Here is a 12,108-nt window from a genome sequence, read left to right on the forward strand (position 1 = left end):
GACACGGTGAGCAGCGTTATCCCTTTGTTGCGCCGGCCGTTAAACTGGCCAACAAATAGCGCTGGAAAAAGATGGCGAGCGCCATGGGCGGCAGGCTCGCCAGCACGCCGGCGGCGCTCATAAGGCCGTATTCCGTATAGTGGCGCCCCACGAACATTGCGATCGCCACGGTGACGGTGCGCATGGTGTCGCTGGAGGTGAACACCAGAGGGATCAGAAAGGCGTTCCAGCTCTGCATAAAAGCATAGACGCCCGCCGCAAAAAGGCCAGGGAGCGCCAGCGGAAGGGTGACATACCAGAGCGCCCGCAGCCGGTTGCAACCATCCACCATCGCTGCTTCTTCAAGGTCTTTCGGGATGGATTGAAAGTAACTGCGCAAAATCCACATTACAAAGGGCAGATGATAGGCGGTGAGCAGGATCACGACGGTGAAGAGTCGGTCGAGCAGGCCCAATCGACTCATGGTCATGAACAGGGGGACGATCAGCACGACCGCAGGCAGCATCTGCACCATCAACAGGAGGTAGATCAACAGCGCATTTCCGCGCAACGGGAAACGCGCAAATGCGTATCCGGCCAGCGCGCCCAGCCCTAGGGCGCCGAGGGTGACGCCGACCGCCACAATAAAGCTGTTGCGCAAGGAATAGCGAAACGCTCGCAGCGTCAGCTCCGTCAGCGTCCCGTCGCTCTGCGTTGCGCCGCTCCCAAAAAGAAGCGCCTGATAATACTCCAGCGAGGGCGGAAACGGAAGCCAACGCGGTGGAACTTGCAGCAGGTCTTTCGAGGTGGACACGCTGCTGATGACCAACCAAAGCACAGGCCCCAGGACAAAGGCCAATACGAACATCACCAGGACGAGCTGCACGAGCGAGCGCGCCAAACGCTGCGCCGACCTCCACAAGCGAGGCTGCGAAAAGAAGCGTCGATTCGACATCATTGGTTCAATCTTTCCGGGCGAGTCAAGCGGTTATAGAACAAAGCAAGCAGCGTCGTCATGACGGCGATCACCCACGCCAGGGCAGATGCATATCCGTATTCCAGGCGGGTGAACGCACGCGTATAGAGATGATAGCCGATGACTTCTGTCGCGCGGGCGGGGCCGCCGCCGGTCAGCACAAAGACCAGGTCAAACAGCGCAAAGGCGTCGATGGTTTTGAGAATCAAATTGATCAAGGTGACCGGGGCCAAAAAAGGCAGCGTAATAAACTGAAACCGCGCCCAGCGTCCGGCGCCGTCCACTTTGGCCGCTTCATACAGCTCCTGCGGAATGCCCTGCAATCCGGCGAGGTAGAGCAGAGTCATCATCGGAACCGTGCTCCACAGGTTGGCGATCGCAACCAGGAAAAGCGCTCGCATGGGCTCCAACAGCCAGGGGACCGGCTTTTCAATCCATCCGAACTGAATCAACAGCCCATTGAGGGCGCCATAGCCGTATGGCTCCAAAATGCGGCTCCAGAGCAGGCCCTGAACAGAGCCGGGAATGATCCATGGAATGATCAACAGGCCGCGCACCAGTCCCCGCAACGGAAAAGGCTGATTCAGAATCATTGCGAAGGCGAGGGAAAGCGGAAGCCCAAGGCCGATCCCCACGCCGGCGAGAAAAAGCGTCCTTCCGAGCGAGTGATGGACTTCCCGATCGGTCAACACGTCGAAGTAGTTGCCGAATCCGACGAATTCCCACCCTTTCCAGGGCGCTCGCACATGGAGATCGTAGAAGCTGATCAAAAGCGAGTACAACAGAGGATATAAAAGCAATCCGAACACGACGAGGAGGGCGGGCAGAATCATCAGATAGCCCACGCGGTTGGCCGTGCGAAGCCGCTTTCGTCGCCCCCAGGGTTTCGATACGGTTTGCAGCAAAATGAACGTCGACAATGGGATTTCTCGCTTTCATCCAGATTGCGTCTCGCAGACCCATGGTCACCCATGGGTCTGCGAGAAACCGGGAATCGATGCAACAACTACTCGTTGTACTTTGCCTGAAGCTTGAGCGTCTCGCTGACGGCGTCGTCCAGTGCCTGCTGGACGCTCTTTTGATCCGTCAGCGCATAGTGGACGGCCTCCTGAATCAGCTGAGACCACTCCGCATAGTAGGGCAACGACGGCCGAACGGCCAGGAACTCCGCTTGCTTCTGCATCACATCGCCGCCCGCCGCCGCCAGTTTCGCCGCCACCTCGGGATCTTCCAGCACGCTCCTCCAGCCTACAGGCGCCCCTTCGCGGAGGAACATAAATTTGGCGCCTTCCGGCCCGGCGAGGCACTCGATAAATTTCCAGGCCGCGTCCGGATGTCTGGAGAAAGCCGTGATCGACCAGCCCATCGGCCCTGCGACCGAGTACGGGCCGTTGCCGCCGTCCGGCGCCAGCGCAATGGCAAACTGGCCGGCGCGTTCGCTCTTTTCAGGATCGTTCATGACGACAAGCGGCGTGCCCCACAGGAAGACGAAGGCGCCGTTGCCGGCCATCATGACATCGCGGCGCGCGCCGCCGCCGCGCAAGGTGAGCGCCGCCTTGTCCACGATCTCGTGCGTGTTCATCATGTCATACATCATCTGCAGCGCCTGCAGCCCTCCGCCCTGGTTAAAGACCGGCTGGCCGCTCTCATCGAAGAGTTGTCCGCCCAGGCTGTTCACCAACATCACATAATCCACCGTGATCTGTTCGTAGTTGGCCGCCCAGCTGAACACCATGGGATATTCCACGACGCCTTTTTGCTTCAAGGCGACGCCCATCTCGATCAGCTCATCCCACGTGGCCGGCGCATGGTCGTACCCCGCCTCCTGCAACATCTGCGCGTTGTAGACAAAGGACATCCACTCCGCCTTCCAGGGCAGGCCGTACAGATGACCCTGATAGCTCACGCCCTGGCGCGCAAAGGGCAGAATGTCCGCCTCCATCTCTGGGGTGATGTAAGCATCCAGGGGCAGCGCCCAACCGGCTGCAGCATATTTGGCCAGATCGATCACATCGATCGCAAACAGGTCATAGGTGGACGCCTGTGCGGCGAGAGCAGCCTCCAGCTTCGTGCGCACTTCGCCGTGCGGCGCAACCTCGACCTTCAGATCGACGCCGGTCTGTTGCTGACACTTCTCCTGCAATTGAAGCATCGACTCGCTCTGACCTTCGGGGTTGTCGATCAGGGTGAGCGTCACCTGGCCGGGCGCCGCCTCTGGAGCCGCCGAGGATGGGCGTTGACCGTCGGCGGGCAGGGCGGTGCAGCCCGCCAACAGCGCGGCGACGAGCAGCACAATGACATACATTGAAAAGCGTTGCTTTTTCATGGTTCTCCTTTCTGGTTTCAAGGTGCAATCGAGCGATGTCGGTGAATCCAACAGAAGGTCACAAGGTTCATTAGAGCCAATCCGATGAAAATCTCCTTTCGATAAGCATCACCTCCTTCACCGTTCGTGGTGGATGGCGAGCGCCGGATGAATGCATCCAGTCAGCCTCTGATGTGAACCGGTTAGATCAAGCGACGCAAAAAATCAACTCTTAGCCGTTGCAGGCGACAGGTTGATTGACAAGAGTTGATTGACGAGAGTCGACGCTGATGTAAACCGGCTAGACCGAATATTGTTGTGAACCGGTTAGATTGGTGCAGCAAAAAAAGCCGATGCGTCAGGCGCTAAAAGTCTGCACGTCCGCTGCAATCTTTGCAGACCCCCGGCGCTTTCCGAGACAGATGTCTACTCGAAGGTCAGTGCATTGCCGGGCGCGGCGGGCTTGATCGGCGCACGATCAACTCCATCGGCAACGTTGCCTCCAGCGGCTCGGGCGTCCGCCCCTCGATCAAGTCCAACAACATTTCGACGGCGCGCCTTCCCAGCGCAAATTTGGGCGGGCGCAACGTGGTGAGGGGAACGTCCAACGCCGCCGCCGCTTCGCTCTCGTCCAGCCCCACCAGTGCAACCTCGTCGCCCACCTGCACGCCCAACGCGCGCAGATGGTTGAGCACGGCGATCTCGCGGTCGGTGATCAGGGCGTCGGCGCCGGCGGCGAGCAGCGCGCGCACCTCCTCCAGGGCAGGGTCGTCTCGACTCTGCATGGGAATCTTCACCAGCGCAGCTTCATAGGGCAGGCCGGCTTCGCTCAGCGCCTTCTGATAGCCCTGAAGACGCTCCAGCGCGTAGCTAAAATTCAACGCCTGGCCGAGAAAGCCGATCCGCCGGTAGCCCCGCTCGGTCAGATGGTGCGTCGCTTCATACGCTCCTTGAAAATAGTCCTGTTGCACGCTGCATACGGTGTGACCGGGCACGCGACGCGCAATCAGCACGGCCGGGCATTTTTCTCTGTGCAAAGAAACCACCACCTCATCAGGAATGGAGCTGCCGATGAGCAGAAAGCCATCGACCAGGCGCGAGCGAATCGTCTGACGCAGGAAGGTCAGCTTGTCGGCGCCCTGGTAGTTGGTGAGCAAAACGACGTTATGGCCATAGAGCTCCGCTGCGTAGCTGATGCCGTGGATGTAGCCCAGAAAATAGGCGTCGGCGAAATTGCTGGTGCTCTGAAGCCCCGCAAGCACGACGCCGATGGCCCCGGACCGCTGCTTGGCGAGTTGACGGGCGGAGGCGTTGGGGTGGTAATTTAACGCCTCCATCGCCTGCAACACCCGCGCCCGCGTCGCCGGCGCTACAGCGCGCGTTCCTTCGTTGATCACATAAGAGACCGTCGCCACGGAAACGCCCGCTTTCCTGGCTACGTCGCGAATTGTGGCCATGGCATCGTTTTCGACAATAGAATGGTCTTCAACGCTGTAATGGGTGAAAAATCTAACCGGTTAGAAGAGAGTGTAATGAAAAACGATGCAAAAGTCAAGATGTTTTTGGAGAGTTTTTTGCGCCTCGTTCTGCGCTATGTCCCCGTGCGAGACCCCATGAAGGTGGTGCGCGTCGTCAGATTGGGAGGCGACGCTTGCTTCCAGTCTGATCGCTCACCCTTGGAGTCGGCGACGACGTGCGCAGCAAAAGCGCGCAGCGTCTGCTCCACGATTCGCCAGTCCGGCGTCGCCCCGCGCACCAGATCGTGCTCGCCGTCCACCTCAACATAGTTTACGAGGTTGGGGAGCCGGCGCGCCAGTTGCTGCGTCCGGCGCGGCCGCACCAAGGGGTCGTTGCGCCCCTGGAAAATCAGCGTCGGCGCGGCGACCCGACCGGCGGCGGCGAAGCCCAGCCTCCCTGCGCGCCGCACCTGACCGAGCACGCGCGTGGGGAGCTCCAGCTGACGAATCTGCACCTGCACAGCGGGATCGTCCAGGTCGACGCCGCTCAAAAAGTGCATCAGCTCGAGGCGGAACTTTGGATCGGAAAAGTCGGCGCGGGCAAAGGGACGGATGCGCGGCAGGATGCGCTCCGCCAGTGGATACAGGTTGTCCAGCCAGGAGTCGAGGCGCCAGAAGGGGGCGAAGAGGATTGCGCCGTCGATAGGGTGACGCGCCGCAGCGACCAGCGCAAGGGCGGCGCCGAAAGAATTGCCCGCCACGACCAATGTGACATGCGTACGGCGAAGCTCGGCCACGGCGTCGTCCACAGCCGCCTGCCAGTCTGTGCAGCGTCTGTGGCCCAATGCGTCGAATTCAGCGCCAAAGCCGGGCAGCAGCAGCCCCCGCACGCTCCAGCCTTCCCCGGCAAAGACCTGGCCGACGCGACGCATCTCCGCCGGCGTGCCGGGAAAACCATGGATGAGCAAGATGGCGTGAGGGCCGTTTTCCCAGAAGAAGGGGGCGTGGTCTGGGGACTGATAGGCGAATGCGGCCAAGGTCGAACCGACAGTGCGCTCCATTGTCATACAGCGCATTGTGCACAGATTCTCGAGCTTTTCCGTGAGAGGCTATCCGATTGTTGCGGGTCGACGGAGAAAAACCTTATAATCCCATCAGATTTTTCGCGCCAGGCGAATCCTGCTTGACGGCGCCGACGCTGATGAAGACGCTATCAGGTCCGCAAAGCGTCCTTCTGACTTCTCTTGGCGCACTGACGTTGAATCTATTTGCAGAAAGCACAAAGCCATCGATCACGCCACAGCAAGGACCGATCATGACGACATCGTTGAATCCCCAAGAGCGACTGGATCGCTACGCCGACCTGCTCATCCGCACCGGCGTCAACCTGCAACCTCGTCAGGGGCTTTTGATCCGGGCGGAGCTGGGTCATGCGCCGCTGGTGCGCGCGGCGATCGCCGCTGCGTACAAAGTCGGCGCCAGCTATGTGCATGTGGAGTGGGTGGATCAGCCCTCCACCGCCGCCATGCTCACCTACGCCGACGTCGACGCCCTGGAGTTGCCGGCGTTTGAGATTGAACGCTTTCGCTATCTGGTCGACAACGGTTGGGCGCGACTCAGCCTGGTCGGCGATGAGTTTCCCAAGGCGCTCGCTGGCGTCGATCCGAACGCACTGCGCGCCTGGACGGTCAAACGGGCGCGCGCCATCAAATTTTACACCGAAGCTATGATGGCGAACCGCCTGCAATGGTGCGTGGCCGGCGTCCCGACGCCTGCCTGGGCGCAGCAGGTCTTTCCCGACAAGCCCGCCGAAGAAGCGCTGGAGGCGCTGTGGGAGGCGATCTTGCGCATGACGCGCGCCGATCAGCCCGACCCGCCGGGCGCCTGGAACGAACTCAACCGCCGGCTGAAGAGCGCGGCCGCCTTTTTGCAGCGCAATCAGGTGCAAACCCTGCATTTTGTCGATCCCGTCCCCGGCCCGGACGGCAAACCTTCCACCGATCTCTACGTCGGGCTGGCGGAGGGCGCGCTGTGGGTCGGCGGCGCCGCTCAGACGCCGGCCGGCGTCTGGTTCCAACCCAACATGCCCTCGGAAGAAATTTTCAGCATGCCGCACAATCAACGTACGCACGGCTATGTGCGCACCTCGCGGCCGAGCTTCCCCATGCAGCGGGAGGTCAACGACGCCTGGTTCCGCTTTGAAAATGGCGAAGTCGTCGAGTTCAAGGCGGGCGTCGGCCAGGATGTGCTGGCGCAGTTCTTCGAGATCGAAGGCGCCAGGCGGCTGGGCGAGGTGGCCCTCGTCGACGCCGGCTCGCCGATCTTCCAGAGCGGCCTGGTGTTTCACGAGATTCTCTTTGACGAAAACGCTGCATGTCACATCGCCTTCGGCGAAGCCTACCCGGAGTGCATCGAGGGCGGCGGCGCCATGAGCAAGGAGGAGCTGGCCGCGCGTGGGGCGAACTTCAGCGACGCCCATGTCGACTTCATGATCGGCGCCGCCACCATGCACATCGACGGCCTCTGCGCCGACGGCCGCACGGTGGCGATCATGCGCGATGGCCGCTTTGTCGAGGAGATGTTGGCCTGAGCCATGTTCGATGATCTGATCAGCGCCGAAGTCTATATGATTCGTCCGACGATGGACGATCTGCCGGACTGGCCGTTGCCCGAAGGATACCGCTTTCGCACTTATCGGGATGGAGACCTGGACGTTTGGCTGGCGCTCCATCACGATGCGGAGCCATTTCTCACTATCGGCCCGGAGCACTTCGCCCGTTCGTTCGGCGGCCGCCTCAGCGCCCTGTACGATCGCATGTTTTTCGTGCAGACGCTCGCAGGGGAGGATGTCGGCTCGATCACGGCCTGGTGGGAGGAGGACTGGCAGGGGCGCGGGGCATGGGGGCGCATCCACTGGGTCATCGTGGCGAGAGCGCATCAGCGCCGCGGCCTCGCCAAGCCGATGATGGCCCACGCGCTGCGCCGCATCGCCCGCGATCACTCTCGCGCCATGTTGGGCACCGACACGTTGCGCCTGTGGGCGATCAAGACCTATCTGGACTGCGGCTTCATCCCCGATCCGATGCAGCGCAACGATGCAAAGGCCGTGCAAGGGTGGCGTTCGGTGCAAAAACATCTGCACCATCCGGCCATCGAGCAGTGGTTGCAGGGAGGGGCGACGCTTGGACGATAGCGACGGGCGATTCTCTTCGTTCCCGATCATTGAAACGGAGCGGCTCACCCGCGCCTTTGGGCAGACCGTCGCCGTGAATGCGCTTTCCATCTCCATCCATGCCGGCGAGGTGTTCGGCTTCCTTGGCCACAACGGCGCCGGCAAAACGACGACCGTGCGCCTGCTCAACGGCGTGATTGCGCCGACGGCGGGCGTCGCTCGCGTCTTTGGCCTTGATCCGACCACGCACGGTCATCGCATTCGCGCCCGCACCGGCGTTCTCACCGAGACGCCGGCGCTCGACCCGCGGCTGACCGCGCGCGACACGCTCCGCTATTTCGCCGAAATCTACGGCGTGCCCAAACAGGAGCGTCGTCGCCGCGTCGATGATCTGTTGGCGTTCTTCGAGCTGAGCAGCCGCGGCGACCACAAAGTCGGCGGTTTCAGCAAAGGGATGCGTCAACGGCTGGCGCTGGCGCGTACGCTCATCCACGACCCAGAGATCATTTTTTTGGACGAGCCGACTTCCGGCCTCGACCCGGTGGCCATCCGCGACGTCCATCGGATGATCGAGCGGCTCAAACAGCGCGGCCGCACGATTTTCCTGTGCACGCATAACCTGATCGAGGCGGAGCGTCTTTGCGACCGCATCGCCGTGATGGCGCAAGGGCGCCTGCTCGCCGTCGGCGACATCCATCAATTGAGCAGTCGCCTCGACCGCGGCCACCGCGTCAGCGTGGAGGTGGACGCCGCCGATCTGCCGCGCGCAATGCAGCTTTTTTTGCAGACGCCGCCGGTCGTCCACGCGGAAGCCGCCGCAAACCGCCTGGCCGACCGCAACGGCGGCGCGCAGCTTGTGCTCTACGGCGTCAGCCGTCGCGATGTGCCCCGCATCATCGAGGCGGCCATGCAAGACGGCCTTCAACTGTACCGCGTGCAGCCGGAGGAGCCGTCGCTGGAGGATGTCTATTTTGCCTTGCAGGAACTGTAAACAGCACAGGAGCCGGAAAACATGAACTGGGAGGCGATCTGGGCGATTGCGCGCAAAGACGTGACGGTGGCGCTGCGCACGCGCGCGGTGGCGTTGCCGCTTGCGCTTGTGCCGCTGGTGCTGATGGTGGGGGTTCCGGTGCTGGTGGGGTTGATCTCCGGCATGGCCGCGCGCCTGGAGATCGCCCCTGCCGACGTCGACGTCCTCTCCAGGCCGATGCCGCCCGGCTTCGACGCGCGCTACGCCGGCCTCAACGACGCGCAGCTCGGCTACATCTACTTCATCGTCTACCTCTTTGCGCCGATGTACCTGATCCTGCCGCTGATGGCTTCCGCAGTGGTGGCGGCGGATAGCTTCGCCGGCGAAAAGGAGCGCAGGACACTGGAGGCGCTCGTCTATTCGCCCACCACCGACCGCGAGTTGCTCTTCGCAAAAATCCTGGGGGCGTGGATCCCCGGCGCGTTGGTGGGGCTGATCGGCTTTGCGCTCTATGTGCTGGTCGGCAACTTTATGACCTGGTACGTCGCACAGCGCATCGTCCTGCCGAATTTGTTGTGGATTTTGCTGGCCTTCTGGGTGGGGCCGGCTGCGGCGGTTTTGGGGTTGGGGGTGACCGTGATCGCCTCCTCGCGCGTGAACACCTTTCAAGAGGCGTATCAGATCGGCAGCTTGATCGTTCTGCCCTTGGTGCTGGTGGTCGTAGGCCAGGCGATGGGCGCCTTTGCACTTTCCGATGGCCTGGTGGCGCTCTTTGGGCTGGTGCTATGGGGCGTCGCCGGCGGCGTCTTCGCCCTTGCCGCCTCCACTTTTCGGCGCACTTCGCTCTTGGCGCGGCTGTGAAAATGACGTGAAGACCCGACTGCTTTTGCTTTGCATCCTGGCTGCGCTGCTTGCGATCGTGTGGCGGCTTCATCGCCCCACGCCGCCTGACCCGCGCATGGTTGCGCTGGCGGCCCGCGCCACACTCTACGCCCTGCCCACGCCGACGCCGCAGCAAGTGGTGGTGACGCAGATCGTCGTCGTCACGCAAGTGGTGACGCAGGTGGTGGTCGTCACCGCCACGCCGACGCCTCTGGAGAGGGCGACGCCTTCTCCCACAGCTACGCTCCTTCCATCCGAGGCCATAGCTGCGCCTGCGGCCGTGGAGGCGCCTACGCCTGCCGCTGCGCAAGCCTCGAACGCAGTGGAAGCAGACGCACCGGTCGCCCGCGCAGCGTCTTCTTTCCTCGAGGCCGGCGCCTGTCCTTCCGATTCACAACATCAATACGTCGCCATCCCGGTGGCGGGCGGCGGCTTGGAGCATCCGCCGGCGCTGCACGCCGATCTGCGGCTTGCGCTGCGCGGCTACGAGCCGGTCGACGCCGCGCGCACGCTCGTCGATAAAGAGGGTCCGGTGGACGGCGATCCACCGCAGCTGAGCGCGCTGTTCGCCCGCAGCGACGCGCCTTCCTTCGGCCAGACCTACCAGGTGTATGATTGGAACTGGGGCTGCGGAGAACATGGCTGCCGGGGCGCTTTGCTGCAAACGCCCGGCGTGACCCTGGCGGCGCTGCACGCACGGGAAGGAGAGCCTGTCTTCATCCCTTCGCGAGGGCGGCAAATCTACGCCGGCGGCTACAAGGCGCTGGTGCTCTACGCCGACGCAACCCATATCACGCTGGGCTATACGCGCGAAGACAGCGTCGCCAACGGCTATGTCGTGCACCTTGCCAACCTCTGCGTGGACCCCAATCTGGCGGCGCTCTACGCAGCGAGCGACGCTGCAGGCCGGGCGTCGTTGCCCGCGCTGCGCGAAGGGGAGCCGATCGGCGTGGCCGCTTTAGGCGATCTGCTTGTGGCGGTGCGCGATCGGGGGACTTTTCTGGACCCGCGTTCGCGGCTGGATTGGTGGCAGGGGGAGTGAGTCACAAAAGGAGGAATGCATGTTCAATCCGCTGACGCCGTTGCTGGAAGCCAACGGTGTAATCGTGCTCGATGGCGCGCTGGCCACCGAGCTGGAGCGTCGCGGCGCGGACCTCAGCGACGCCCTCTGGTCGGCGCGGCTGCTCATCGACGCGCCGGAGATGATCCGCAGCGTGCATTTGGACTATCTGCGCGCCGGTGCCGACGTGCTGATCACCGCCAGCTATCAGGCCAGCATCGAAGGGTTCAAACGCCGCGGCCTTAATGAAGCGCAGGTGCGCACCCTCTTCCGCCTCAGCGTGCAGCTCGCCGCCGAGGCGATTGCAGAGCATCTCGCCGAAGAACGGAGCGCCCCGCCCCGCTTGCCGCCCCTGATCGCCGCCTCGATCGGCCCTTACGGCGCCTATCTCGCCGATGGCTCGGAGTATCGCGGCGATTATGGTCTCAGCGTCGAAGCGTTGATCGCATGGCATCGCCCGCGCGTCAGCACCCTTGCGGAGACGGAAGCCGACCTCTTCGCCTGTGAAACGATCCCCTGCCTGACCGAAGCGGAGGCGCTCATCCGCCTGCTGGAGGAGTGTCCGGACATGCCGGCCTGGCTTTCGTTCAGCTGTCGCGACGGCGAGTCGCTCTCCTCGGGCGAGCCGTTCGCCGAGGCGGTGCGGCTGGCGAACAGCAGCAAGCAGATCGTGGCCGTGGGCGTCAACTGCACTGCGCCTCGGTATGTCGAATCGCTGTTGCACATCGCCAGGCCGCTCACCGACAAGCCGTTGCTCTGTTACCCGAACAGCGGCGAGCGATGGGACGCCGAAGCGCGCTGCTGGGTGGAGGGCACCGGCGTGACCGACTTCGCCGAGCCGGCGCGACGCTGGTACGCGGCGGGCGCCCGGCTGATCGGCGGCTGCTGTCGCACCACGCCGGCGGATATCGCCGTGATCGCGCAGACCTTGCGCCAGGAAGTGGAGCAACGCCGCCACCGGGCGCTGTAACGTTTGTGCAGTTCGTGCATCCAACCAAACAGATGACCCGCTATCCGGCGGGGTATGGAGACAAAAGTTCAACCAAAGGGGTGATTCACATGGCGATTTTGAACGACAACATCAAAAATCAGGTGCGTGAAATGCTGGCCGACCTGCCTGCGCCGGTGCGGCTGGTTGTCTTTACACAAGGCGAGGGCGGCGCGCTCGAATGTGAGATGTGCGCCGAGACGCGAGAACTCGTCGAGGAAGTGGCGGCGCTCTCCGACAAGGTCAGCGTGGAGGTGCGCGACTTTGTCAAGGACAGCGAAGTGGCCGAGACCTACGGCATCGACAAAATTCCGGCCAT

At 62.8% G+C, this 12,108-nt stretch carries 11 protein-coding genes and 1 pseudogene; 7 read left to right on the top strand and 5 right to left on the bottom strand.

Features of this window, described 5'->3' with window-relative positions; translation table 11 throughout:
* Positions 1-16 precede the first annotated feature (16 nt).
* The 5 genes from Q0367_RS20420 to Q0367_RS20440 all read right to left on the bottom strand — a co-directional run bounded on the left by Q0367_RS20420 (position 17) and on the right by Q0367_RS20440 (position 5,784).
* Entirely contained in the window at positions 17-937 is a 921-nt protein-coding gene (locus Q0367_RS20420) for a carbohydrate ABC transporter permease (protein ID WP_297637918.1), read from the bottom strand.
* Positions 934-1,875 carry a carbohydrate ABC transporter permease gene (locus Q0367_RS20425; RefSeq protein WP_298984443.1) on the bottom strand — a complete coding sequence of 314 codons (942 nt, stop codon included), beginning with the start codon at positions 1,873-1,875 and terminating at the stop codon, positions 934-936. Before Q0367_RS20425 ends, Q0367_RS20420 begins: the two co-directional genes overlap by 4 nt.
* Positions 1,876-1,961: 86 nt before the next feature.
* On the bottom strand, positions 1,962-3,281 hold the full coding sequence (locus tag Q0367_RS20430) for an extracellular solute-binding protein (RefSeq protein WP_298984445.1): 1,320 nt from the start codon (positions 3,279-3,281) through the stop codon (positions 1,962-1,964).
* Positions 3,282-3,697: 416 nt separating this feature from the next.
* Positions 3,698-4,717, bottom strand: coding sequence for a LacI family DNA-binding transcriptional regulator (locus tag Q0367_RS20435; RefSeq protein ID WP_297637909.1), 1,020 nt, complete (start codon positions 4,715-4,717; stop codon positions 3,698-3,700).
* A 134-nt stretch (positions 4,718-4,851) separates the two neighbouring features.
* Positions 4,852-5,784: a carboxylesterase gene (locus Q0367_RS20440; protein ID WP_298984447.1), complete on the bottom strand. Its 933-nt coding sequence runs from the start codon at positions 5,782-5,784 to the stop codon at positions 4,852-4,854.
* 248 nt (positions 5,785-6,032) lie between these two features.
* Here Q0367_RS20440 and Q0367_RS20445 point away from each other — a divergent pair, with 248 nt between their 5' ends.
* The 7 genes and pseudogenes from Q0367_RS20445 to Q0367_RS20475 all read left to right on the top strand — a co-directional run.
* Complete coding sequence (locus Q0367_RS20445) at positions 6,033-7,307, top strand: aminopeptidase (RefSeq protein ID WP_298984450.1); 1,275 nt, start codon at positions 6,033-6,035, stop codon at positions 7,305-7,307.
* Positions 7,308-7,310: 3 nt separating this feature from the next.
* On the top strand, positions 7,311-7,910 hold the full coding sequence (locus Q0367_RS20450; RefSeq protein WP_297637897.1) for a GNAT family N-acetyltransferase: 600 nt from the start codon (positions 7,311-7,313) through the stop codon (positions 7,908-7,910).
* The gene (locus Q0367_RS20455; protein WP_297637894.1) at positions 7,900-8,880 is read left to right on the top strand and encodes an ABC transporter ATP-binding protein; all 981 of its coding nucleotides are present in this window, start codon (positions 7,900-7,902) and stop codon (positions 8,878-8,880) included. The genes Q0367_RS20450 and Q0367_RS20455 overlap by 11 nt, the downstream gene beginning before the upstream one ends.
* Positions 8,881-8,901: 21 nt before the next feature.
* The gene (locus tag Q0367_RS20460; RefSeq protein WP_298984453.1) at positions 8,902-9,720 is read left to right on the top strand and encodes an ABC transporter permease subunit; all 819 of its coding nucleotides are present in this window, start codon (positions 8,902-8,904) and stop codon (positions 9,718-9,720) included.
* Between the two features lie 7 nt (positions 9,721-9,727).
* Complete coding sequence (locus Q0367_RS20465) at positions 9,728-10,783, top strand: hypothetical protein (protein ID WP_297637888.1); 1,056 nt, start codon at positions 9,728-9,730, stop codon at positions 10,781-10,783.
* Between the two features lie 19 nt (positions 10,784-10,802).
* Entirely contained in the window at positions 10,803-11,771 is a 969-nt protein-coding gene (mmuM, locus tag Q0367_RS20470) for a homocysteine S-methyltransferase (RefSeq protein WP_297637885.1), read from the top strand.
* Positions 11,772-11,860: 89 nt separating this feature from the next.
* Positions 11,861-12,108: pseudogene (locus tag Q0367_RS20475) on the top strand (glutaredoxin); the annotation flags it as partial.

This window comes from uncultured Caldilinea sp., from assembly GCF_937128415.1.
GTDB lineage: Bacteria > Chloroflexota > Anaerolineae > Caldilineales > Caldilineaceae > Caldilinea.